Annotated in this window: 18 protein-coding genes; 1 reads left to right on the top strand and 17 read right to left on the bottom strand. The window is 68.5% G+C overall.

Annotated features, from left to right (window positions below; all coding sequences use genetic code 11):
- Window positions 1–47: 47 nt before the first annotated feature.
- The 13 genes from QPJ90_RS06090 to QPJ90_RS06030 all read right to left on the bottom strand — a co-directional run bounded on the left by QPJ90_RS06090 (window position 48) and on the right by QPJ90_RS06030 (window position 14801).
- Complete coding sequence (locus QPJ90_RS06090; RefSeq protein WP_290133567.1) at window positions 48–710, bottom strand: hypothetical protein; 663 nt, start codon at window positions 708–710, stop codon at window positions 48–50.
- A 174-nt stretch (window positions 711–884) separates the two neighbouring features.
- Complete coding sequence (locus QPJ90_RS06085) at window positions 885–1622, bottom strand: hypothetical protein (protein ID WP_290133566.1); 738 nt, start codon at window positions 1620–1622, stop codon at window positions 885–887.
- Window positions 1623–1625: 3 nt separating this feature from the next.
- On the bottom strand, window positions 1626–2192 hold the full coding sequence (locus tag QPJ90_RS06080; RefSeq protein ID WP_290133565.1) for a hypothetical protein: 567 nt from the start codon (window positions 2190–2192) through the stop codon (window positions 1626–1628).
- A gap of 179 nt (window positions 2193–2371) precedes the next feature.
- A complete protein-coding gene (pilM, locus tag QPJ90_RS06075) occupies window positions 2372–3424 on the bottom strand; it encodes a type IV pilus assembly protein PilM (RefSeq protein ID WP_290133564.1) in 1053 nt (350 codons plus the stop codon).
- 36 nt (window positions 3425–3460) lie between these two features.
- A complete protein-coding gene (locus QPJ90_RS06070; protein WP_290133563.1) occupies window positions 3461–4300 on the bottom strand; it encodes an A24 family peptidase in 840 nt (279 codons plus the stop codon).
- Complete coding sequence (locus tag QPJ90_RS06065; protein ID WP_290133562.1) at window positions 4297–6147, bottom strand: hypothetical protein; 1851 nt, start codon at window positions 6145–6147, stop codon at window positions 4297–4299. The genes QPJ90_RS06070 and QPJ90_RS06065 overlap by 4 nt, the downstream gene beginning before the upstream one ends.
- Window positions 6144–6854, bottom strand: a complete 711-nt coding sequence (locus tag QPJ90_RS06060; protein ID WP_290133561.1) for a prepilin-type N-terminal cleavage/methylation domain-containing protein — start codon at window positions 6852–6854, stop codon at window positions 6144–6146. Before QPJ90_RS06060 ends, QPJ90_RS06065 begins: the two co-directional genes overlap by 4 nt.
- The gene (locus QPJ90_RS06055) at window positions 6851–8233 is read right to left on the bottom strand and encodes a prepilin-type N-terminal cleavage/methylation domain-containing protein (RefSeq protein WP_290133560.1); all 1383 of its coding nucleotides are present in this window, start codon (window positions 8231–8233) and stop codon (window positions 6851–6853) included. The genes QPJ90_RS06060 and QPJ90_RS06055 overlap by 4 nt, the downstream gene beginning before the upstream one ends.
- 70 nt (window positions 8234–8303) lie before the next feature.
- Complete coding sequence (locus tag QPJ90_RS17720) at window positions 8304–8777, bottom strand: prepilin-type N-terminal cleavage/methylation domain-containing protein (RefSeq protein WP_354670491.1); 474 nt, start codon at window positions 8775–8777, stop codon at window positions 8304–8306.
- 185 nt (window positions 8778–8962) lie between these two features.
- A complete protein-coding gene (locus tag QPJ90_RS06045; protein WP_290133559.1) occupies window positions 8963–10195 on the bottom strand; it encodes a type II secretion system F family protein in 1233 nt (410 codons plus the stop codon).
- The gene (locus tag QPJ90_RS06040; RefSeq protein ID WP_290133558.1) at window positions 10195–11907 is read right to left on the bottom strand and encodes a type IV pilus twitching motility protein PilT; all 1713 of its coding nucleotides are present in this window, start codon (window positions 11905–11907) and stop codon (window positions 10195–10197) included. Before QPJ90_RS06040 ends, QPJ90_RS06045 begins: the two co-directional genes overlap by 1 nt.
- 19 nt (window positions 11908–11926) lie before the next feature.
- Entirely contained in the window at window positions 11927–13597 is a 1671-nt protein-coding gene (locus tag QPJ90_RS06035; protein WP_290133557.1) for an ATPase, T2SS/T4P/T4SS family, read from the bottom strand.
- Window positions 13598–13778: 181 nt separating this feature from the next.
- Window positions 13779–14801 carry a GNAT family N-acetyltransferase gene (locus tag QPJ90_RS06030; protein ID WP_290133556.1) on the bottom strand — a complete coding sequence of 341 codons (1023 nt, stop codon included), beginning with the start codon at window positions 14799–14801 and terminating at the stop codon, window positions 13779–13781.
- A gap of 66 nt (window positions 14802–14867) precedes the next feature.
- Between QPJ90_RS06030 and QPJ90_RS06025 the strand changes: the two genes are divergently transcribed.
- A complete protein-coding gene (locus tag QPJ90_RS06025; RefSeq protein WP_022904460.1) occupies window positions 14868–15233 on the top strand; it encodes a VOC family protein in 366 nt (121 codons plus the stop codon).
- A gap of 3 nt (window positions 15234–15236) precedes the next feature.
- Here the strand turns inward: QPJ90_RS06025 and QPJ90_RS06020 are convergent, their stop codons facing one another.
- The 4 genes from QPJ90_RS06020 to QPJ90_RS06005 form a co-directional block, all read right to left on the bottom strand.
- Entirely contained in the window at window positions 15237–15419 is a 183-nt protein-coding gene (locus QPJ90_RS06020) for a hypothetical protein (RefSeq protein WP_290133555.1), read from the bottom strand.
- A 239-nt stretch (window positions 15420–15658) separates the two neighbouring features.
- The gene (gene rpoC, locus QPJ90_RS06015) at window positions 15659–19540 is read right to left on the bottom strand and encodes a DNA-directed RNA polymerase subunit beta' (protein WP_290133554.1); all 3882 of its coding nucleotides are present in this window, start codon (window positions 19538–19540) and stop codon (window positions 15659–15661) included.
- Between the two features lie 42 nt (window positions 19541–19582).
- Window positions 19583–23071, bottom strand: coding sequence for a DNA-directed RNA polymerase subunit beta (rpoB, locus tag QPJ90_RS06010; protein ID WP_290133553.1), 3489 nt, complete (start codon window positions 23069–23071; stop codon window positions 19583–19585).
- 351 nt (window positions 23072–23422) lie between these two features.
- Window positions 23423–23950: a hypothetical protein gene (locus QPJ90_RS06005; protein ID WP_290133552.1), complete on the bottom strand. Its 528-nt coding sequence runs from the start codon at window positions 23948–23950 to the stop codon at window positions 23423–23425.
- Window positions 23951–24034 lie beyond the last annotated feature (84 nt).

Raw genomic sequence — 24034 nt, 5'->3', positions numbered from 1 at the left:
TGCGCGGGCGGGTCCCGCGGGGTTCGGCTCGGTTCGGCTGTCAGCCGTCAGGCCAGTTCGGGCTGCTCGGGCACGTGGTCCTGCTGCTGGTGCTCATTGTCCTGCTGCTTGCGCTCGTTGCCCTGCCGCTGGCGCTCGTTGTCCTGCTGCTTGTGCTCGTTGCCCTGATGCTCCCGCTGTGCTGCCGCGACCAGGGCGAGGGCGATGGTCGCGGTGATCACCGGGACGGTCTCGGTCATGGGGGCCGGGGCAGTGGGCGCCCCGGCCGCGGTGTGGACGCGCGCCCCGTCGTGCGCCTCGGTGCCCACGTGCGATCCGGTGTCCGGCTCGGTCGTGTCGCCGTGGTCGGTCGTGTCGTCGTGGTCGCGGAGGGCCGGGCCGACGACCGGCAGGACCGCTGTCGTGGTCGGTGGCTCGACGAGGATCGGACCCGTCGTCGCCGCCACCGGCTCGCCGCGCCTGGCCGCCCGTCGCGTGCGCAGCATCTTCGTCAGGACCACCACGGCGACGATCGCCCAGATGCCGTTGACGATGAGCGACGGGATCGCGTGGTGAGCTCCGACGTTGACGGCGATCGCGAGGCCGCCGACGAGGTTGAGCAGCTGGTAGACCGGCCCGTTCGGTAGCTTGCCGGTCGAGAAGAGAATGTAACCAGCCAGGACGGTTACGGCTCCGAACCAGCCGAGGAACTCCACGATTCCGTTCAACACGCGCGACTCCGGGCACGACGAGGAACAGCCCGCGAGCGGGGCCGTTCGAGAGGGGGATGAGCAGCCACGAGCGCGGCGTCGCGAGCATCGTACGCAGACGAGGACCCCCGACGGAAGAGGGTGTGGCGTGGCGCGTCACACCCCAGTCTGCGGGGGTCCTGCGGAGGGGGTCGGTCAGCCGTTCGAGGGGCTGGCGGTCGCCGCCGCCGAGGGGGTCTCCATCGCACGATCGAGCACGTAGATCGAGCCGCCGAAGGTCCACGTCGAATCGGCCGTCGCAGCGCCGTCGTCCCCACTCTGCTCGGCGGAGGTGATCGAGGTGATCAGGAAGAGCCGTGTCCCGCCCTGCACGCCCTTGACGAACTGCAGCGCCTGGTCGAACGTGCCGTCGACCGCCACCGTGACCGGGATGACCGAGAAGTTCTGCCCCGTGATCGCCGCGTTCGTCACGACGCTCGGCGCAGTCGGGGTCGTGGGTGTCGGAGCAGCCGTGGCGGTCGGCGTCGCCTCGGGCGCCGCCGTGGCGGATGGGGACGTCTCCGCGCTCACGTTCGACGTGGCGGGCGGGTTGTACGCCGTGGCATCACTCGCGGTGAATGCCGACACCTGCATGCCCGCGCGCGCCGCGACCGCGTCGAGCTCGTCGATGAACGCTGAGGTGGACGCCGTTTCGGGTATCGAGCCGGTGAGCGTGCCGAGCTCGCGCTGCATCGCGGGCAGCTTCGCGGCCTGCTCGCGCAGACGCGCGAGTTCCGCGCGGCTCGTCGCGTTGGTCTGTTCGACCGTGGCGGTCTGTTCCCTCGCCGACGCCGCCAAGGCGAGCTGCGGTTGCACGGCGAGGAAGAACCCGCCGACGGCGACGATCGCCATCGCAACGAGGGCGAGCAGCATGCTCAGACGGTTCCTGGTCATCGCTCAGTCCTTCTTGGCGGCGTAGCGGTCGTCGAACGCCTTCTCGTCGAGGTGGATCGTCATGTTCACCGCGTAGCCGGAGCCGTCCTCCGACCGGGCGACCGAGTTGGCGTTCGCGTCCACGAACCCGGGTACTCCGCGGACAGCCGAGAGCCAGTCGGGAACTGACGGAAGCGTCGCGCTCCGCGCGTCGAAGGTCAGTGTGGCGATCCGCTGGCCTTGCAGCGGGTCGTCGGACTGCGCGTACGCCTCGGTCGCGGACGCGGAGTCGACGGTCACGCCGGTGATCTGCACGCCCGACGGCAACTTGCTCTGCACCGATCGCAACGTCGCCGACCAGTCCACCTCGGTGGCGCCGCCGACCTGCTGCGCTGCCTCGAGGAGCGTGGTGGCGGACTCCGTGGTCCGGACGTCCCGGAACTGGCCCTGCTGCTGCGCGAGGCTCGTCGTCTCGTCCTGCGCCGACCGCAGGTCCTGTTCCGCGGCGCTGCGGTCCATCACGGCCCAGCCCGTCACGATCCCGACACCGACCGCGACGACGACGACACCCGCCCAGACGCGTCGAACCACTGCACGCTGGCGCCGTGCGACGTGTACCTCACGCGGCAGGAGATCGACCCGCGGCGAACCGCCGACGACGAGTGCGCGTCGTTGGTCGTGACCGGCTTGGGTGGGGGTCGGTCCCGCGGGGCGACGAAGGGCGCCTGCACGCCGCTTGCTCGACGTGGTCGTGGGGTCGAGTGTCTCGGTCATGCCGCTCGACCTCCGACGGCCAGGCTCCAGGCGACGGCCATCGACGCGGATCGCTCACGGAGGACCTCCGGCGCGATGCCCCGGGAGGTCCGGGCGGTCACGAAGGGGTCCCCGATCGCGACGGGGAGACCCGTCACGTCACCGAGGCCCTCGCGGAGGCCGGGGAGCGCCGCGCCACCACCGACGATGAGGACGCTCCGCACCGGGTCCTCCGGACGGGTGTTCGCGTAGTAGTTGACGGTGTTGCGGATGCTCGTCATCAGCTCGCCCACGGTCTCACGGGTGACCGCGACGGCACGCACGTCGTCGGGGGTCTGCGTCCTGCCGACGAGGCCGAAGTGGCGCTTCACCGCCTCGGCTTCGGGCAGCGGCACCTCCAGCCGGGCGGCGATGGACTTCGTGACGTCGTCCCCACCGGTGGGGATGATCCGGACGAAGCGCGGCACGCCGTCATGGGCGATGACGACCGACGTCGTGTTGCCGCCGCAATCGACGATCGCGACGGTCCCGGCTCCGCGGACCCGCGGCGCGAGGACACGGGTGAGCGCGAACGGGATCAGGTCGACACCCACGGGCTTCAGCCCGGCGAGTTCGGCTGCACGGACGTTGGCGAGGACGGCGTCCTTGATGGCCGCGACGAGGAGGCCGTGCACGACGGGCCCGTTCTCCTCGACACCTTCGGACGTGGGGTAGAAGTCGAGGATCGCGTCTCCGACCGGCACCGGGAGCATGTCCTGGACCTGGAAGGGCAGCGATTCGCGGATCTGGGCGATGGGTGCCTTCGGCACCGTGAGGTCGCGGGAGAGCACGCGCTGGTTGCCCATCCCGAGGACGACGTCCCTACTCCGGAACCGACCGAGTGTCCACAGACTGCGGAGCGCCCCGGCAACGGTGTTCGCCTCGAGCACCTCGCCGTGCTTGGTGGCGTCCGGCGGGACGGGAACCTCGGCGACTCGGACGATCGTGGGCTGCGGTTTGTCCGCGTCCGCGACCTCCACCGCGCGGATGGCATCAGCACCGATGTCGATGCCGACGATGTTCTTCGCCATGTCGTGTTCCTTCGGATCGCTTCGGTCGGGCCCTGCTCAGAGCCCGAGCAGACGGAGGTAGGCGTCCCAGACGGGAGCACCGGCGAACGCGCCCACCCACGCGCCGAGGAGCATCCAGGGGCCGAACGGGATGCCGGTCGAACGACCAGCCCGTCGGACCAGCAGGAGGACGATGCCGAAGGTACCTCCGAGGAGGAAGGCGCCGAAAGCACCCACAGCGAGGGGTCCCCATCCGAGGTACGCCAGCACGAGGCCGAGCGCGCCAGCGAGCTTGACGTCGCCGAAGCCCATCCCGCGGGGTACCGCGACGGCGAGCGCAAGGTACGTGCCGCCGAGGACGACGAGGCCGACGGCACCGCGCACCAGAGCTGCCCAGTCACCGCTCGACGCGCTCGAGGCAGTCAGCATCACGGCGAGCACCGGGTAGAGCGGGAGCACGATGCGGTTCGGCAGGGTGTGGGTGTCCAGATCGATGAGCGCGAGCGCGACGCTGCAGGCCATCAGGACGAGGAGCGCGACGAGCAGCAGTACAGCGCCCGTGACTTCGCGTCCGGATGAACCGGCGGCTGGGAGGAAGCGGACGGCGACGAGCACGAACAGCACGGCGGTCGCCCCCTCGACGAGGGGGTACCGGGCCGAGATCGGCATCGCGCAGTCGCGGCAGCGCCCTCGGAGGACGAGCCACGAGAGGACCGGAACGTTGTCCCGACCGCGGATCGGACGATCGCAACCCGGGCAGGCCGACGCCGGCGCGACGACGGAGCGTCCAGCCGGTACGCGGTACACGACGACGTTGAGGAACGAGCCGATCGCGAGGCCGAGCGCCGCGCCGAACGCGGCGGCGAGGGTGGCGAGGGTCGGGAGCGCTGCGGTCACGATCGGGGAGCTCCGTTCGCGTCGTACGCGGTCTTCGACTCGACCTGGGTCGCGACGCGGTAGGTCGTGACGGTCGGCTGGGGGAACTTCGGTGGGGTGTAGGTCGCCAAGCTCGAGTCGAACTGGTACGACTTCGTGTACCCCTGACCGCTCGACAACCCCACGGCGCCACGGAAGTTCTGAGCGATCGAACCGTTCACGGTGAGCGTTCCGCGGCCGGACGTCGAGCCCCTCGTCCAGTTCTGGACGACGAAGGTCCCGGTGTTGGAGAGGATCGCGGCGTCGATCTCCCGGTTCGCGGCGAGGATCGTGGTCCCAGCCGACGTGATCGGGTTCCACACCCAGACCGCTCGCTGCCCGATGAGGCCGAGGACCGTCGACGCGGTCCGGGTCGCGGGGTAGGTCACGTCGCCCGTCACGTACAGGTAGTTCTCCGCGGCGATCGTGACCGCCTTGTCCACGATCCCCTGCACGAAGGCGTCACCTCGATCGCAACCGTACGGCGCGGCGACGGCCACGCCGTCGCCCGCGGTCGGGTCGGCCTCGGACGCGCTCTTCGTGGCGCCGATGAAGGGGTAGCCCACGCCGTTCTGCTTGAACGTCGAGGCGCTGGTCGACGGCGGGCCGGTGGCGGTGCACGCGGTTGCTACGTTCTTCAACGTCGCGTTCCCGTTCCAGTAGTTCGGGTCCTGTGTCGTCCCCGTCGGCCGCGCTGCAGGCTCGTTCTGGACGTAGACGATGTTGTTCTTGGGCACGGGGACGACCGCCCCGGAAGCGCTCCGGAGCGTCGCCGGATCCCCGCACTTGGCAGTCGAGTCCGCCGTCTGCACGGTCGGGCCGGTGAGCTGCGCACCCGCGGTCGGCGTCCCTCCGGTGACCTGGGTCACGATGGTCATCGGCGATCGGACGGTCATCGTGCCGTCCCCGTTGAAGACGATCTTCGTCGGTCCGGTGTACAGGCAGCCTGCCTTCTCGACCGTGTTCATCGTCGAGGGCAGGTCCGTCCGGGTGAAGTCCCGGAGGTCGCCGATGGTCGCCGGCGGAGTCAGGGTCGACGACGTGGTCGGGCTCGATGCGTACGTGCCGTTCGTGCACCCGCTGCTCGTGACGCCGTAGACGCTCTGGACCGTGCTCCGGAAGCGCGCGCCGCAGACCTTGATCTGGTCGTTGGACCGGACGGGGCCGGCCAGGACGTCTCCCGAACCGAACTGGATCTGGTCGCAGGACGTCGAGGTCGCGACGGGACGGTAGGCACTCGTGCAGGGCGTCGTTCCGCCGGAAACGGCCTTCTCGTTCGTCACGGTCGGGTCACCGGACTCGTAGTTCGTGAAGTAGAGGTAGTTCGAGAACCCGTCCGGCCGCACGTTGGCGATCACGGATCGGGTGGTGCTCCCGGATCTGCCGGTCGACTGCAGACGGATCACGCCCTGCGAGGACAAATTGCTGTTGTCGACTGCGTACCGGAAGGAGGCGCCGCTCGCGGAGCCGTCCCCGGTCGGCACCGTCACCCACGGCTGGCCCGCCTGGTAGTTGAAGGCCGGGTTGCTCCCGACTCCCTTGGAGAAGGTGCTGCTCGATGCGAGGCTGAACGGGGCGTACTGCTGCCCGTAGTTGCCGTAGGTGTTGTCGGCGTTGAGCCGCGACTGGTAGTCGGCGATCCCGGCGTACGCCGCGGCGATCGCACGGTTCCAGTCGCGGTCCGTCGACGTCACGCGTGCCCCCGAGGTCGCGATCGCGACCATCGTCGCCACGAGCAGCATGACGACCGTGCCGATGCCGATGACGGCGACGAGTGCGATGCCGCGTTCGTCGTCGTGCGACCGGATCGCCCTCAGGAGTCGGATCACGAGGAGGCCCCCATCACGATGTTCGGCATGCTGGCGGTGTTCGAGAGCGTGACGGCGTTCGCGTCGCTCGCGCTGGAGCCGACGGTAACGGTCACGCCGACCGATCGGATGTTCAGCAGATCGGTGGCGGCGACGGCCGACGTCGGGGTTCCGAGGACGTTCCCCGCGGCGTCCCTGAAGCTGAACAGCGACCCGTTCACCGCGGCCGACGTCAGGACTCGTGTCGACGTCGGAGCGGCACTCAGGGAAGGCGCACTCGAGAGCGGGAACGCGTAGTACGACGAGTTGCCCGCAACGGCCGTCCCGGCCCACTTCGTCTCGGTGATGCGCTTGGTCGACGGGTCGAGCGTGAGTTGCACCTCGACGGCCTGGGACAGCGTCGAGTCGAGGTTGACGTAGGCGAAGAACCGGACCGAGGTCGCACTCGCGTACTGGAACGCGTACTGCGGGTCGTCCCCGGTCGGCACCGGGTTGTCCGTGGCCGCGCGGAGCACACGACCGATCTCGTTCATCGCGGCGGACGCAGCTCGCGTGTTCTGACTGACGGAGCTCGCGGTCACGGAGGCCCTCTGCGAGGAGATGAGGAACGAGCCGGCGACCGTCAACACGATGAGGGAGAGGCTCATGGCCACGAGGAGCTCCACGAGCGTGAGCCCTGTCTGATCTGCGCGCAGCCGCTCGAGCAGCCGGTGCGCTCGGGCGATCACGAGGTGGGCACCGTTCGCGGGTCGAGGGTGACGACGTTGCCGCTGGTCGAGACCTTGAGGTTCGACGTGTCGGGGTTCGCCTTCACGTCCTGCGAGTTGCTGCTGAGCAGGCCACCGATGGTGGTCGTCCCACGGAGCGTCCAGGTCCCGAACGGCAGCGCGATGGTCGTCGCCTTCGACGGGGTCATGCCGGTGAAGTAGTAGGTCGTGGACGGAGAGCAGCCCGGATCACCGCCGACCACGGCGCTCGTGTTCTTCACCGTCGCGACGAGGACGGTGTCGATGCCGCCCATCTTCACGTCGATGACGCCCATCGGAGCACGGGCGGTCGCCGTCGTCGCCGTGGTGGGGAGGAACCCCGGCGTCGTGCCGTCCGCCGCGTTGAAGATGTTCGGCGAGGTCGCGAGGTTGTTCGCGGTCGGCCAGTTCGTCGGGTCGACGTCGGTGCAGTCCGTGGTCAGCGCACCCGCGATGACCGTCCACGGGTAGGGGAACAGCGTTGCGGTGCTCGTCGTCACGGTCTTGACCGTGTCGTTGTACTCGTACGAGATCGGGAGGCTGGTCGGCAGCTTCGCCGTCACGCCGTCCTTCAGGTTCAGCGGAGCACCAGCCGTCGCCGTGATCGCCTGGTCGTAGAGGAACGTCTTGTTACCCACGCCACCGGCGACCGTCGCGACGGAGTCGTACGGCGCCGCGACGCCCTTGGGATCGATGTTCCCCGCCTTGGCGATCGTGACCCTGTACGTCCCCGGGGTCACCCCGACCGCGTAGCTGCACCCGTTCGAGTCCGTCGCCGACGGCGGATTGGCCAAGCTGCTCGCGCCACCGGACACCGGGGTGATCGTCACCGACACACCGGAGTTCGGTCCGCCGTTCGCGGTCCTGACGCCGACGACGATGGTCGAGGCCGTGGCGCTCGACACCGCGGAGGACGGGGAGATGAGCGTGTCGAGGACGACGCTCTTCTGGCGCGGTGAGGTGCCGCTCGTCCAGGACACCGTGACGGAGACACGCTTGTAGGCGAGGACACCGGAGCCGGCTCCGCAGGAGTTCGGGGTGTCGGTGCCGTCGGAGTTGATCCAGTTCGTCGTCTGCTTGATCGTGAACGGCTGGTTCCCGACGGTCTGGTTCGAGGTGTCGTCGTCGAGGGTGAAGACGTCTTTGGTGCTGCGGGCCAGGTCGATCGCCTGGTTCGCGAGGTTGAGCGCGGCCTCGCGGGAGCGGTTGTCCTGCGTGAGGTACATCGTCGAGACGATGCCGGCCGCGACGCCGGCGGCGATCATCGCGAAGATCGTCATCGCGACCATCACCTCGATGATCGTGAAACCGTCTTCGGCTTCGCGTGCCGCGCGAAGGCGGTCGACGATGCGCAGCAGCACGACGTTCCTCTCAGTGTCGGACGAGTGACCGGCTGACGACGGAGTGAATCGTCATCAGCCGGTCCGAGGGTCACGGCGTGGTCGTAGGAGCGACGAACCCGCCGGAGGAATTGCAGGTTCCTGCAGCGACACCAGAGGTATCGGTTGCAGCGAACGTCTTGCTGGTGGCGGTGCTCGTGCCCTGGATGCAGAAGGCGGTCTTGGTCGAGTTGGTGGAGTACGTAAGCGTCGTGTCCCCGCCCTTCGTGGCTCCCGCAGCCTTGTAGTCGGACGTAGTGAAGTCGGCGACCGAAGCCGGGTAGGTGGACGTGCCGCCCGACGTGGTCATGCTCACGACGGCGGTCTTCGCGTTCGTGACGTCGGACTTCACGGCCGAGTCCTTCGCGTTGTTCTGCACCCCGATGTAGACCGGGATCGCGATCGCCGCGAGGATGCCGATGATGATCACGACGACGAGGAGCTCGATGAGCGTGAAGCCCTTCTCCTTGTCGGCGAGGAGACCCTTGCGGCGAGCGTCGAGCTTGCCCATGAGAGCGAAGTACATGTTGTTTCCGTTCTTCGAAAGAATGCGTGGGATTGAATTTCGGGGCTTGCTCGGCCGCCGCTGATCAGCGTATTCGCGGCTTTTCCGAGGTGTAATCCCGAGAACGGGGGCCAATCCGGGTACAACTCACCCCCAGTGCGAGGGGCGCAGCAATTGCGGAACACCCTCGCTCTGGGGGTGGATGATCAGGAGGCGTTCTGGACGACGTTGGTGATCTGGAAGATCGGCATGTAGAGCGCGATGATCATCCCACCGACCACCACCCCCAGGAACGCGATGAGCAACGGCTCGATCAGGGAGGTGAGGGCATCAGTGGTCGCTTCGACCTCGGCGTCGTAGAACACCGCGATCTTCTCGAGCATCGTCTCAAGGGATCCGGCATCTTCACCCACCGCGACCATCTGCGTCACCATTGCCGGGAAGACATTCTCGCGTTGAAGTGGGTCAGCGATCGACTCGCCTTTCCGCACCGATTCCGCGACATTGTCGAGAGCACGTTTCACGACGATGTTGTTCGACACTTCCCCGACGATCCGCAATGTCTGGAGAATCGGGACGCCCGCGCCGATCATGTTCGAGAAGTTGCGGGAGAACCGCGCGATGACGATCTTCTTCTGCAGGGGTCCGAACACCGGGAGACGCAGCACCAGTGGATCGACGACCGCTCGCACTCGCTCGGTGTTCTTGTTCACTCGCCACCAGAGCCAGAACACCAGGATCGCGATCGCCAACGGGATCGCGATGTACCGCATCGCGTGGGAGAGGTACACGAGCATCATCGTCGGGAGCGGGAGCTTGCCGCCGAGCGACGAGAACATGTCCTGGAAGATCGGCACGATGAAGATCAGCATGATCGCGACGGCCAGGAGCGACATGACGAGCACCACCACCGGGTACGTCATCGCCGACTTGATCGTCGACCGGAGCTTGTGCTCCTTCTCGAAGTTCGTCGCCACCGAGTCCATGGCCTGGTCCAGGAAGCCGCCCGTCTCCCCCGCCCGGATCATGTTGATCATGATCGGCGGGAAGTCCACCGGGTACTTCGCGACCGCGTCCGAGAACGAGACGCCCCGCTCGACGTCGTCCCGGACCTTGCCGAGGATGTCCTTGAGCTTCTTGTTCTCCGTCTGGTCCGCGAGGATCGTGAGCGCGCGGAGCAGGGAGAGCCCGGACGTGAGCATGGTGGAGGCCTGCCGCGACATGATCGCGAGGTCCTTCAGCCCGACGCCCTTCTCGAACCCGGGGATCTTGATCTCGGTCTGCAGGCCGGTGCCGGGCTTCGCCTCTGAGATGGCGATCGGCGAGACGCCCATGCCGCGGAGGCGCTGGACGACGGCTCCTTCGGACGCGGCGTCGAGCCGCCCCTTCACGAGCTTGCCACTGCCGTCGCGGCCGCGGTAGTCGAAGGCGAGCGACATCAGTGGCCTCCCGAGTACTTGTCGCCGAAGTCGATCTCGGACGCGGCGATCGCGGCGGCGGAGGAGTCGGAGGGCGACTCGACGCGCTGCACGAGCCGGTCGAAGCCGTCGTGGTCGTGGACCTTCTCCATCGCGGCACGGCGGGTGATGGTGCCGACGTTGACGAGCTCGGCGAGGTCCTGGTCCATGGTGTGCATGCCGGCGTCGCGGCCGGCCTGCATCGCCGAGGTGATCTGGTAGGTCTTGCCCTCGCGGATGAGGTTCCCGATCGCGGGGGTGGTCTTCATGATCTCGGTGGCGACGACGCGGCCGGCACCGTTCGCCTTCGGCACGAGGGTCTGGCAGACGACCCCTTCGAGCGTCGATGCGAGCTGCGTCCGGATCTGCCCCTGCTGGTGCGGCGGGAAGACGTCGATGACGCGGTCGATGGTGCCGGGTGCGCTCTGCGTGTGGAGGGTCGCGAACACGAGGTGGCCGGTCTCGGCGGCGGTGAGCGCGACGGAGATGGTCTCGAGGTCGCGGAGCTCGCCGATGAGGATGACGTCGGGGTCCTGCCGCAGCACGTGCTTGAGCGCGGCGGCGAAGGAGTGCGTGTCGGCCCCGACCTCACGCTGGTTGATGATCGCCTTCTTGTGGTCGTGCATGAACTCGATCGGGTCCTCGACCGTGACGATGTGGTCGGCACGGGTCTCGTTGACGAGGTCGATGAGCGCGGCGAGGGTGGTCGACTTGCCGGAGCCGGTGGGTCCGGTGACGAGGACGAGCCCGCGCGGCAGCTTCGCGAACTCACCGACGTGCTCGGGGATGCCGAGCTGCTTGAGGGTCTTGATCTTCGTCGGGATGATGCGGAACGCGGCGCCCCAGTTGCCACGCTGCTGGTAGAAGTTCACGCGGAACCGGAAGTCGGGCGAGAGGGAGTACGCGAAGTCGAGTTCCTGCTCGTGGTCGAACTGGCCGGCCTGTTCGACGGACAGCATCGTCTTGAGCGCTGCGATGACCTTGTTGCGCGACCACGGGCCTCCCGGCACGGCGGGGCGGAGCGACCCGTCGACGCGCACCGTCGGTGGTGCGTCGGCGGTGACGTGCAGGTCGGACGCCCCCTGGTAGACGACCTGCGCGAGCGCGGTGATCAGGTCGGGGTCCGCGACCTCGCGCGCGTGGCGGGTGAAGTTGATGACCTCGCTCCCGGCGGACGCGGCTCCGGCCTGGAGGCCCGTGGGGACTCCGCCGGGCACGACCGGCAGTTGCCGGGTCGCCTCTTCGGCGTACCCGTAGGACGCGGTCGACGGCGGGACGGCTGCGGGGGGCGTCGCGGGCGCAGCCTGCGGCTGCGCGACGGGCACGGCGACGGGGTCACCCGACGGGGCGGGCCACACGGCGGCCGTCCCCGGGGCGGCGTCGACGGGCGTGTCCCAGGCCGGAGCCGGGGTCGTGGCGGTGCCGAGGGGCGCGTCCCACGCAGGGGTCGGCGTCGGCGCGACGGGCGCGGGCCAGGCGGCGTCGTCGGTGAGGTCGTACACCGGCGACGCGGCGGGCGGCGGCACGACCGCTCCGGCGACGTCCGGGGAGGTCGGGTGGGATGCGGCGGCAGCCGCCGCGGCGGCCAGGCGGGCTGCTCGGCGTCCTCCGCCGACCTCGTTGCCGGGGGCACCGGGGTGCCAGCCGTGGACGGGGCCGTCGGCGGGGGTGATGTCGTACACGGAGTCGGTCATCGGTGTGCTCCCGGGCCTTCTACGCGACCACGCGCAGGATCTCGTCGACGCTCGTCATGCCGAGCTTGACCTTCTCCCACCCGTCCTGGCGGAGGGTGAGCATGCCCTGCTCCTGGGCGACGCGGCTGATCTCGGCGCTCGAGGCCCGAGCGACGGCGAGGCGCTCGATCTCCTCGGTCACGGTCATGACCTCGTGGAGGGCGATGCGCCCGCGGTACCCGGTGTTGGAGCAGACCGAGCAGCCGACCGGACCGAAGAACTCGGGGACCTGGTCGACATCGGACGGCAGGAACCCGAGCGCCTGCAACTGGGCCGGGGCGTACTGGGCCGGGGCCTTGCAGCGGTCGCAGAGCCGGCGCGCGAGACGCTGCGCGACCACCGAGTCGAGCGCGGACCCGACGAGGAACGGCTCGATGTCCATCTCGGTGAGCCGGGTCACGGCGGACGGGGCGTCGTTCGTGTGCAGCGTGGAGAGCACCAGGTGGCCGGTGAGGGACGCTTCGATGGCGATCTGCGCGGTCTCGTGGTCGCGGATCTCGCCGAGGAGGACGACGTCGGGGTCGGAGCGGAGGATCGACCGCAGCGCGGACGCGAACGTCAGCCCGGCCTTCGGGTTGACCTGTACCTGGTTGATGCCGGCCATCCGGTACTCGACCGGGTCCTCGACGGTGATGACGTTGATCTCGGGCTTCGCCACGGCGTTGAGCGTCGTGTACAGCGTGGTCGACTTGCCGGAGCCGGTGGGTCCGGTGACGAGGATCATGCCGTAGGGCTTCGAGTAGGAGCGCTGGTACGCCTGGAAGTTCTGCTCGAGGAGGTTGAGGTCCTTGAGGGACATCGACGTGTTCGTGTTGTCGAGGATCCGCATGACGACCTTCTCGCCCCACACGGTCGGCAGCGTCGCGACGCGGAGGTCGATCTGCCGACCGCCGTGGCGGACCGACATGCGACCGTCCTGCGGCTTCCGACGCTCGGCGATGTCGATGTCGCTCATGATCTTCAGACGGCTGATGACGCCGTTCTGGATGTTCTTGGGTGCCGGGGCCATCTCGTGCAGGACCCCGTCGATGCGGTACCGGACACGGACCTCGTGCTCGCCGGGCTCGATGTGGATGTCGGATGCGTGGTCCTGGATCGCCTGCGAGACGAGGAGGTTCACGAACCGGACGATCGGCACGTCGTCGAGCGAACCGTCGGTCAGGTCGGCCTGCTGCTGGGTGTGCTGCGAGGCTTCTTCCTCGAGGGACGACGTGAGGTCGTTCAGCTCGTCGTCGGCGCGCAGGTAGCGGTCGAGCGCCGCGGCGAGGTCGCGCTCCTCGACCTGGAGCGGCTTGACGCTCCGGCCGGACGCGGTGCGTGCGTCGTCGATCGCGAGGACGTTCGTCGGGTTCACCATCGCGAGGACGAGCACGTCGCCCTCGAACCCGATGCCGAGCACGCCGTGGCGCCGACAGAGCGCGGCCGGGAGCATCGACACCGCGGTGCCGTCGACCGGGTAGTCGGTCAGCGGCACCGTGCGGGAGTTGCTCGATGCGGCACGGGCGGTGATGTACTGTGCCTCGCTCACGATGCCCTGGTCGACGAGCGCTCGGATGGACCGGTCGTCGACGTCTTCGTCGCCGGTCATCGAATCGAGGTGCTCGATCGGCAGGGCGCCGTTGAGGATGAGGATCTCGGACAGCGTGGCCATGGGCTCCGAGCCTCCTTCGGTTCGCGCGCGGATCGGGGGTGGCGCCGTGCGGGGAACGACGCTCGACCACGCTACGGTCGCGCCGGAGGGCCGCCGCAGTCCCAGAAAGAGGGGGCGGACGGGCATCGGGTGCCCCCAGTGCGAGGGTGCCGTCCAGCGGACACGACCCGGACGACCCGCGTCAGAGGGACACCGACGACGTGACGTGCACCGCACCCGCGACGAAGCCGAGGCGCTGGTAGATCCGGCCTGCTCCGCTCGGGTTCTCCGCGTCGACGTCCAGCACCGCGGCCGCGAGCCCGTCGGCCCGGATCGCGTCGAGGGCGGCACCCAGCACGAGCGGCGCCAGGCCCCGGCCGCGCGCACCACGGACGACGCCGACCCAGTGCACGTACCCGAAGCCGTGGCCGCGGGCCTCGAATGCGGACGGTTCGACCTCGACGATCGCGAACGCGCGCACGGCGCCGGTGTCGTCGACGACGACCCGGGACAGGTCGAGCCGGCTCTTGGCCGAGGTGAGGAACCCGCGCCAGTCCGACGCGACCATCGGCTGGGAGCCCCAGTGGTCGCGGAAGGCGTCGTTCTTGGCCGCCCGCAGCGGCTCGATGTCGTCCTCCGTCGCGGGCCTGACCACGAGCCCGTCGGGCGGCACCGGGAGCGCTTCGCGGGGACCGTCGTCGAACACGAGCTCCATGTCGAGCCAGGTCCGCACGGGCGCGAACCCGGACCGTGCCGCCAGCCGCAGGACCGAGGAGCCCTCCGGCCCGCCCACGTCGAGCGTCGCCGGCAGGTCGACGTCGAGCTGCGCCAGTCGCTGCCGTGCCCGACCGACCTGCCACGCGAGGACCCTCCTGCCGACGCCGCGACCACGGACCTCGGGGTGGACCGCACCCTCGAGCACCGCCCGGGCCGCGGTGACCCGGGACGGGATGTCGATGACGATTCCGTACGCCTGCACATGCCCCTCAGCATCGACGCCCACGAGGGTGTCCCGCGCGACGTCGAGGCCCTCCGTGGACAACGTCCGCTCGATGTCCGCTGTGGAGGGACGGCTGCGCGGGTCGTCCACCGCCGCTGCGGCGACCGCCACCGCGAGCATCCCGGCGGTGTCGTCCGCGGTCGCCGGCCGGAACGTCAGTCCCCCGGTCCGCACCGGCGGCTCGAGGCGGGCCGGTGCCGTGATCCGTTCGCGCAGTGTCGCCATGTCCCCAGCCTGCCAGCACACCAGGAAACGCTCGACGCGCCCGACCCCGTCGGGCCATGATGAGTCATGGACATCACGAGCGTGACCGTGGGGCTGCCCGTCACCGACATCGAGGCGTCCTGCCTCTGGTACGGCGCGGTCTTCGAGCGCACCGAGCCGGACCTCGAACCCGAGGACGGCGTCGCCGAGTACGAGGTCGGCGGCATCTGGATCCAGCTCTACGAGGACGAGCACGCCGAGGAGAACCCCGTCACCGTCCGGTTCGGTGTCGACGACGTCACCGCCCAGCACAGCCGCATCGGTGCCCTCGGCATCGACATCGGCCCCGTCGAGTGCATCGACGGCGCCACGAACTGGTTCGACGTCCGCGACCCCGACGGCAACGTGCTCAGCCTGTACTCACTCGTCGACGAGAAGGGCCGCACCGCCTGACACTCAGGAGCGGACGACCCACGCGACCACGGCGACGGCCAGCACACCGACCACGATCAGGAACGTGTTCGGCGCTCGGCCACCGTCCCGGTCGATCCGGCCGATCGTCCCGGACAGGAGGACCGCACCGCCGCCAGCTGCCACTGCGAGCGGTCCGCCGGTCAGCACCAGGACCAGCGACGTCACCGCCAGTCCCACCGACGCGACCCCGACCGCCAGGGCGGCGCGACGCCGCCGCGGACTCAACTGCTCTGTTCCGGATCCCACCCGACCAACACATCGCGTACCAGTGACGAGACGGACGGGAGGCCCGTGGCGGGCCCGCCCCGCGCCTCCAGGCCGACCCGTGGTCGCGAACGCGACCCGCAACGGCGAAGGGCCCCGCATCCTGACGGATGCGGGGCCCTTCGTGGATCACTTCAGACTCAGTTGTAGGTACCCGGGGTGAAGTCGTCCGACGAGAAGCTGTCGAAGTCGACGAAGCTCAGATCGGCGTCCGAGAACGACGAGTCGTCCGCGAAGATGCGGTTGGGGTACCGCTCGGCCTTCGCTTCCTCGGTCGCGTTCACGTCCACGTCGCGGTACCGGCTGAGGCCCGTCCCGGCGGGGATGAGCTTACCGATGATGACGTTCTCCTTGAGGCCGACGAGGTGGTCCTGCTTGCCCTCCATGGCCGCCTGCGTGAGGACGCGGGTGGTCTCCTGGAAGGACGCGGCGGACAGCCACGACTCGGTCGCGAGGGACGCCTTGGTGATGCCCATGACCTCCTGGCGAGCGGAAGCGGTCTTGCGACCCTCCTGCAGCGCCGCACGGTTGAGCTCGTTGTACCGCGAACGGTCGACGAGCTCGCCCGGGAGCAGGTCGGTGTCGCCGTGGTCGACGACGGTGACCTTGCGGAGCATCTGGCGCACGATGACCTCGATGTGCTTGTCGTGGATCGGCACGCCCTGCGAGCCGTACACGTCCTGCACACCGTTGACGAGGTGCTTCTGGACCTCACGGACACCCTTGACGCGGAGGACTTCCTTCGGGTCGACGGTGCCAGCGATGAACTGCTCGCCGAGCTCGACGTGCTGGTTGTCCTCGATGAGGAGCGTCGCACGCTTGAGCACCGGGTAGATGAACGGCTCGTCGCCGTTGTCCGGCGTGAGGATGATCCGACGGCCCTTGTCCGTGTCCTCGATGACGACGCGGCCGGGGGCCTCGGCGATCGGGGACGCGCCCTTCGGGGTGCGGGCCTCGAAGAGCTCGGTCACGCGGGGCAGACCCTGCGTGATGTCGTCGGCCGACGCCGAACCACCCGTGTGGAAGGTACGCATCGTCAGCTGGGTACCGGGCTCACCGATGGACTGGGCGGCGATGATGCCGACCGCCTCGCCGATGTCGACCAGGTTGCCCGTGGCGAGCGAACGGCCGTAGCACTTCGCGCAGACACCGATGGCCGACTCACAGGTCAGGACCGAGCGCACCTTGATGCTCTCGACACCGGCCGCGATGAGCTTGTCGATCAGGACGTCACCGACGTCCTCACCGGCCTCGGCGACGACCGTGCCCTGCGCGTCCACGGCCGGGGTGGCCAGGGTGCGCGAGTACACGGTGTTCTCGACGCGCGGGTCGCGGACCAGGGCGCCGTCGGCACCCTTCGTCGCGATCGGCAGCTCGAGACCGCGGGTCGTGCCGCAGTCGTCCTCGCGGATGATGACGTCCTGTGAGACGTCCACGAGACGACGGGTCAGGTAGCCCGAGTCGGCGGTACGGAGAGCCGTGTCCGCCAGACCCTTGCGGGCACCGTGCGTGGCGATGAAGTACTCCGCCACGGTCAGGCCCTCGCGGTACGAGTTGATGATCGGGCGGGCGATGATCTCACCCTTCGGGTTGTTCACCAGACCACGCATACCGGCGATGTTGCGCACCTGCAGCCAGTTACCACGAGCACCCGACGAGACCATGCGGTTGATGGTGTTGTCGACCGGGAAGTTGTCGCGCATCTCCTGCGCGATCTCGTTCGTGGCCTCGGTCCAGATCTTGATCAGGTCGGCGCGGCGCTCCGCGTCGGTGATCAGGCCCTTGTCGAACTCGCCCTGGACCTTGGCGGCCTGGACCTCGTAGCCCGCGATGATCTCCTTCTTGCGAGGAGGCGTCACGACGTCCGAGAGCGCGACGGTCACACCGGAGCGGGTGCCCCAGTAGAAGCCGGCGTCCTTGATCCGGTCGAGCGCGGCGGCCGTCTCGGTCTTGGAGTAGCGCTCTGCGAGGTCGTTGACGATCGCGGAGAGCACGCCCTTGTCGGTGACCTTCTGGACGAACGGGTAGTTCGCCGGGAGGGTCTCGTTGAAGAGCGCACGGCCGAGCGTGGTCTCGAGCAGCACCGGCTCGCCCTGCACGTAGCCCTCCGGTGCCTCGCCCTCGGCGAAGTACACGTCGGACATGCGGATCTTGACGAGCGCGTTGAGGTGCAGCGTGCCCTGGTCCTTCGCGAGGATCGCCTCGGCGACGGACGAGAACGCACGGCCCTCACCCACGGCGCCCTCGCGGACGGTCGTGAGGTGGTGCAGACCGATGATCATGTCCTGTGCGGGCAGGGTCACCGGGCGGCCGTCGGACGGCTTGAGGATGTTGTTCGAGGCGAGCATGAGGATGCGGGCCTCGGCCTGGGCCTCCACCGAGAGCGGCAGGTGCACGGCCATCTGGTCACCGTCGAAGTCCGCGTTGAACGCAGCACACACGAGCGGGTGGAGCTGGATGGCCTTGCCCTCGACCAGTTGCGGCTCGAACGCCTGGATGCCCAGACGGTGCAGCGTCGGCGCACGGTTCAGCAGCACGGGGCGCTCGCGGATGATCTCCTCGAGGACGTCCCACACCTGCGGGCGCGAACGCTCGACCATGCGCTTGGCCGACTTGATGTTCTGCGCGTGCGACAGGTCGATGAGGCGCTTGATGACGAACGGCTTGAACAGCTCGAGGGCCATCTGCTTCGGCAGACCGCACTGGTGGAGCTTGAGCTGCGGGCCGACGATGATGACCGAACGGCCCGAGTAGTCGACGCGCTTGCCGAGCAGGTTCTGGCGGAAGCGACCCTGCTTGCCCTTGAGCATGTCGCTCAGGGACTTGAGGGCGCGGTTGCCGGTACCCGTGACCGGACGACCACGACGACCGTTGTCGAACAGCGCGTCGACGGCCTCCTGCAGCATGCGCTTCTCGTTGTTCACGATGATCTCGGGGGCACCGAGGTCGAGCAGGCGGCGGAGACGGTTGTTGCGGTTGATCACACGACGGTAGAGGTCGTTGAGGTCCGACGTGGCGAAGCGGCCACCGTCGAGCTGCACCATCGGGCGGAGCTCCGGCGGGATGACCGGGACGACGTCGAGCACCATCGCGGCCGGCGAGTTGCCGGTGGCGAGGAAGGAGGAGACCACACGCAGACGCTTGATCGCGCGGATCTTCTTCTGGCCCTTGCCCTCGGCGATCTGCAGGCGCAGCGACTCGGCCTCGGCGGCCAGGTCGAAGGCCTCGAGACGGAGCTTGATCGCCTCGGCGCCCATGTAGGCGTCGAAGTAGATGCCGAAGCGGTCCTGCAGCTCGTGGAAGACGGCGTCCTCGGGCTTGAGGTCGCCCACCTTGAGGTTGCGGAAGTCCTCCCACACGCGCTCGAGGCGGGTGATGTCCTCGTCGAACGACTTGCGGACCTGGGACATCTCCTTCTCGGCGGTGTCCTTGGTGCGGCGCTTGACGTCGGCCTTGGCGCCCTCCTCCTCGAGCGCTGCGAGGTCGTCCTCGAGCTTCTTGAGGCGGTCGGCGATGATCGAGTCGCGCTGGCCCTCGAGGGTCTTGATCTCGAGACGCATCTCGTTCTCGAGCCCCGGGAGGTCGGCGTGACGGCCCTCTTCATCGATGTCGATGATCATGTACGCGGCGAAGTAGATGACCTTCTCGAGGTCCTTCGGCGCCATGTCGAGCAGGTACCCGAGGCGCGACGGGACGCCCTTGAAGTACCAGATGTGCGTGACGGGCGCGGCGAGCTCGATGTGGCCCATGCGCTCACGGCGGACCGAGGACTTGGTGACCTCGACGCCGCAGCGCTCGCAGACGATGCCCTTGAACCGGACGCGCTTGTACTTGCCGCAGGCACACTCCCAGTCGCGGGACGGACCGAAGATCTGCTCGCCGAACAGACCGTCCTTCTCGGGCTTGAGGGTGCGGTAGTTGATGGTCTCCGGCTTCTTGACCTCGCCGTACGACCACTGGCGGATGTCCTCGGCCGTGGCGAGACCGATCCGCAGTGCGTCAAATGAAGTTGCTTCGAGCAATGTTCTTCTCTCTAGCTGGATTCGTTACGAGTACGGGCGGGATCAGATGTCGTCGACGGACGACGACTCGAACCGCGAGGAGATGTTGATGCCGAGCTCTTCGGCGGCACGGAAGACCTCGTCGTCCGTGTCGCGGAGGCTGACCGCCTGGCCGTCGGCCGAGAGGACCTCGACGTTCAGGCAGAGCGACTGCATCTCCTTCATGAGGACCTTGAACGACTCCGGGATGCCGGGCTCCTGGATGTTCTCGCCCTTGACGATCGCCTCGTAGACCTTCACGCGGCCGAGGATGTCGTCGGACTTGATCGTCAGGAGCTCCTGGAGGGCGTAGGCGGCGCCGTACGCCTCGAGCGCCCACACCTCCATCTCACCGAAGCGCTGTCCACCGAACTGCGCCTTACCACCCAGCGGCTGCTGCGTGATCATCGAGTACGGACCGGTCGAACGCGCGTGGATCTTGTCGTCGACCAGGTGGTGCAGCTTGAGGATGTACATGTAGCCAACCGAGACGGGCTCCGGGAACGGCTCGCCGGAGCGACCGTCGAAGAGCTGCGCCTTGCCGGACGAACCGATCAGGCGCTCACCGTCGCGGTTCGGGAGGGTGCTGTCGAGGAGGCCCTCGATCTCACGCTCGTACGCACCGTCGAACACCGGGGTGGCGACCTTCGTGCCGGGCTCCGCGTGGCGGGCGGCCTCGGGGAGGGCCTCGGCCCACTCCTGGATGCCCTCGACGTTCCAGCCCTGCTTCGCGAGCCACCCGAGGTGGATCTCGAGGACCTGGCCGAAGTTCATGCGGCCGGGGACGCCGAGCGGGTTCAGGACGATGTCGACCGGGGTGCCGTCCGCGAGGAACGGCATGTCCTCGACCGGCAGGATCGTCGAGATGACGCCCTTGTTGCCGTGACGACCGGCGAGCTTGTCACCCGCGGTGATCTTGCGCTTCTGGGCGATGTAGACGACCACGCGCTGGTTGACGCCGGAGCCGAGCTCGTCGTCGCCGTCCTGCGCGTCGAACACCTTGACGCCGATGATCGTGCCCTCTTCACCGTGGGGCACCTTCAGCGAGGTGTCGCGCACCTCGCGCGACTTCTCGTTGAAGATCGCGCGGAGCAGGCGCTCCTCGGCGGAGAGCTCGGTCTCGCCCTTCGGCGTGACCTTGCCGACCAGGATGTCGCCGGGGCGGACCTCGGCGCCGATGCGGATGATGCCGCGCTCGTCGAGGTCGGCCAGGAGGTCCGGGCTGACGTTCGGGAGGTCGCGGGTGATCTCTTCCTTGCCGAGCTTGGTGTCGCGGGCGTCGACCTCGTACTCCTCGATGTGGATCGAGGAGAGCGTGTCGTCCTTCACGAGGTTCTGCGACAGGATCATCGCGTCCTCGTAGTTGTAGCCCTCCCACGGCATGAACGCGACGAGGAGGTTCTTGCCGAGCGCGAGCTCGCCGTTCTCCGTCGCGGGGCCGTCGGCGATGACCTCGCCCTGCTCCACCCGCTCGCCTGCGGAGACGATGACGCGGTGGTTGTAGCTCGTGCCCTGGTTCGAGCGGTCGAACTTGCGCAGGTAGTAGGTCTGCGTGCCGCCCTCGTCGAGCTGCAGGGTCACGGCGTCGGCCGAGACCTCGGAGACAACACCGGCCTTGTCCGCGGTGACGACGTCACCGGCGTCGATCGCGGTGTAGCCCTCCATGCCGGTGCCGACGAGCGGCGACTCGGAACGGAGCAGCGGCACGGCCTGGCGCTGCATGTTCGCACCCATGAGGGCGCGGTTCGCGTCGTCGTGCTCGAGGAACGGGATGAGCGACGTCGCGACCGACACCATCTGGCGCGGGGAGACGTCCATGTAGTCGACCTCGTCCTTGCCGACGAGCTCGACCTCGCCGCCCTTCTTCCGGACGAGCACCTTGTCGTCCTGGAAGTGGAAGGAGTCGGTGAGCGGCGCGTTGGCCTGGGCGACGACGAAGTCGTCTTCCTCGGACGCGGTCAGGTAGTCGATCTGCGTCGTGACCTGGCCGTCGACGACGCGACGGTACGGGGTCTCGATGAAGCCGAAGGAGTTGATCCGACCGAACGACGCGAGCGAGCCGATCAGACCGATGTTCGGGCCTTCCGGGGTCTCGATCGGGCACATGCGGCCGTAGTGCGACGGGTGGACGTCGCGGACCTCGACGCCGGCACGCTCACGGGACAGACCACCCGGGCCGAGGGCGGAGAGACGACGCTTGTGCGTCAGGCCCGCCAGCGGGTTGTTCTGGTCCATGAACTGCGACAGCTGGGACGTCCCGAAGAACTCCTTGATCGCGGCGACGACGGGGCGCACGTTGATCAGGGTCTGCGGCGTGATCGCCTCGATGTCCTGCGTGGTCATGCGCTCGCGGACGACGCGCTCCATGCGGGACAGACCGGTGCGGACCTGGTTCTGGATGAGCTCACCGACGGCACGGATGCGACGGTTGCCGAAGTGGTCGATGTCGTCCACGTCGAGGCGGAGCTGCACCGGCTCGCCGTCGCGGACACCGTCGATGGTGGTGCGCTCGGCGTGCAGCGAGACGAGGTACTTGATCGTCGCGACGATGTCCTTGACGGTCAGCACCGAGTCGCTCAGCGGCGCGTCGATGCCGAGCTTGCGGTTGAGCTTGTACCGGCCCACCTTCGCCAGGTCGTAGCGCTTCGGGTTGAAGTAGAAGTTGTCGAGGAGCGCACGCGCCGCCTCGGCCGCCACCTGCTCGCCCGGACGGAGCTTGCGGTAGATGTCCTTGAGCGCCTCTTCCTTCGTGAGGATGGCGTCCTTCTCGAGGGTCGACTCGATCGAGGCGAAGCCCTGGAACTCGTCGAGGATCTCCTCGCTCGTCAGGCCGAGGGCCTTGAGGAAGACCGTGACGGACTGCTTGCGCTTGCGGTCGATGCGCACGCCCACCTGGTCGCGCTTGTCGATCTCGAACTCGAGCCAGGCACCGCGCGACGGGATGACGCGGGCGGAGTAGATGTCCTTGTCGGAGGTCTTCTCCTGCGCGCGCTCGAAGTACACGCCCGGGGAACGGACGAGCTGCGAGACGACGACGCGCTCGGTGCCGTTGATGATGAACGTGCCGCGCTCGGTCATGAGCGGGAAGTCGCCCATGAAGACGGTCTGCGTCTTGATCTCACCGGTCATGTGGTTCATGAACTCGGCGTTGACGTAGAGCGGCGCAGCGTAGGTCTTGCCACGCTCCTTGCACTCGTCGATCGAGTACTTCGGGTCCTCGAGCTCGGGCGACGTGAAGCCGAGCTGCATGGTCTCGCCGAGGTCCTCGATCGGGGAGATCTCCTCGAAGATCTCCTCGAGCCCGGAGTGCAGCGCGAGGTCGGTGCGACCCTGCTCCTGCCCCTCTGCGAGTCGGGCCTTCCACACGTCGTTGCCGACGAGCCAGTCGAAGCTCTCCGTCTGGAGGGCGAGCAGATCAGGAACCGTGAGGGTGTCCGTGATCTTGGCGAACGAGAGTCGCGAGTGGTTGCGACCGTTCTTGGGGTTGGTGGATGCGTTGGGCGCAGCAGCCAAGGGTGTGACCTCCGGTAGGCCCCGTCGGGCCGGTACTGACGAGCAGCACGTTGGTGGGTGGATTGACGCTTCAGCGCGACCTGGTGACCAACACACGGGGAACGGTGCGCATCCGTGGGATGCGACCTGTGCGATGATCGGAGTGAGCGGGACCCGCCGCCATATACGGGTCCGGCGTCACCAGGCGGGTTCGATGTGAACCGACGGTCGACCGCAATATGACGACACGACGAGCCAGGGAGCGCGAACTGTCATCATAGGTCGGCTTGTCCCCCGGTGTCCAGTCCTGGCTTGACCTTCTTCGTCGATGACGTGTATAAGCCGGTGGACCGGTCGTTCATTCCGCCGTGGTCAGGCCGCGAGCGCGCGGTACGTCGCCTCGGGGCGCGCGGTCCGGACGAACGTCACGCGGCCGCGTTCGTCGGTGATCTCGACGCCCAGTCCCGGCGTCAGGAGCAGGGCGCGCACGCCGTGCGCGCGGCGCAGCCCGATGCCGCCGAACGTCGACGCGTCCGCCTCGACGAGACGCACGTCCACGATCCGGGAGCGGTCGATCCGCCGTGCGGGCAACGGGCGGAAGCGCAGCACCACGTGGTCGTCGGTCACGGTGACGCCGGTCCGGGCGAGCACGAGCAGGAAGCCGGTGACGACCGCCACGACTCCCGGGACGAGGAGCGCGGCCTCGGGTGCGTCACCGGGCCAGGCCAGCACCGCGCTCGACAGCGCGAGGCCGCCGAGCAGCAGGACCGCACCGGTCGCGCGCATCCAGGCGGGTGCGACATCGTGGTCGCCGTGGACCGGCCGGGAGGCACGGGTCGCCGTGCGGGGTCGGGTCGCGGTGGTCAGTCCCAGGGTCGGGACGCTCAGGGTGTCGGTCATGCGGGGGCTCCTGCTGGCACGGGACGGCGTGCTCTGCGCACGCGGCGGGCGGCCCGGCACGCAGGGCGCACCGGACGGCGGCGC

The sequence above is a fragment of the Curtobacterium sp. 458 genome (genome assembly GCF_030406605.1).
GTDB lineage: Bacteria > Actinomycetota > Actinomycetes > Actinomycetales > Microbacteriaceae > Curtobacterium.
Note: the sequence above shows the minus strand (reverse complement) of the source record. Positions and strands in the feature narration are given on the sequence as shown.

What these genes read in the sequence shown, in the direction of transcription:
- pilM (WP_290133564.1), bottom strand. Translation starts at nt 3,424, where the DNA reads ATGGCGAAGAACATCGTCGGCATCGACATCGGTGCTGATGCCATCCGC.
- QPJ90_RS06035 (WP_290133557.1), bottom strand. Translation starts at nt 13,597, where the DNA reads ATGGCCACGCTGTCCGAGATCCTCATCCTCAACGGCGCCCTGCCGATC.
- QPJ90_RS06045 (WP_290133559.1), bottom strand. Translation starts at nt 10,195, where the DNA reads ATGTCGCTCGCCTTCGACTACCGCGGCCGCGACGGCAGTGGCAAGCTC.
- QPJ90_RS17720 (WP_354670491.1), bottom strand. Translation starts at nt 8,777, where the DNA reads ATGTACTTCGCTCTCATGGGCAAGCTCGACGCTCGCCGCAAGGGTCTC.
- QPJ90_RS06040 (WP_290133558.1), bottom strand. Translation starts at nt 11,907, where the DNA reads ATGACCGACTCCGTGTACGACATCACCCCCGCCGACGGCCCCGTCCAC.
- QPJ90_RS06025 (WP_022904460.1), top strand. Translation starts at nt 14,868, where the DNA reads ATGGACATCACGAGCGTGACCGTGGGGCTGCCCGTCACCGACATCGAG.
- QPJ90_RS06085 (WP_290133566.1), bottom strand. Translation starts at nt 1,622, where the DNA reads ATGACCAGGAACCGTCTGAGCATGCTGCTCGCCCTCGTTGCGATGGCG.
- QPJ90_RS06030 (WP_290133556.1), bottom strand. Translation starts at nt 14,801, where the DNA reads ATGGCGACACTGCGCGAACGGATCACGGCACCGGCCCGCCTCGAGCCG.
- QPJ90_RS06005 (WP_290133552.1), bottom strand. Translation starts at nt 23,950, where the DNA reads ATGACCGACACCCTGAGCGTCCCGACCCTGGGACTGACCACCGCGACC.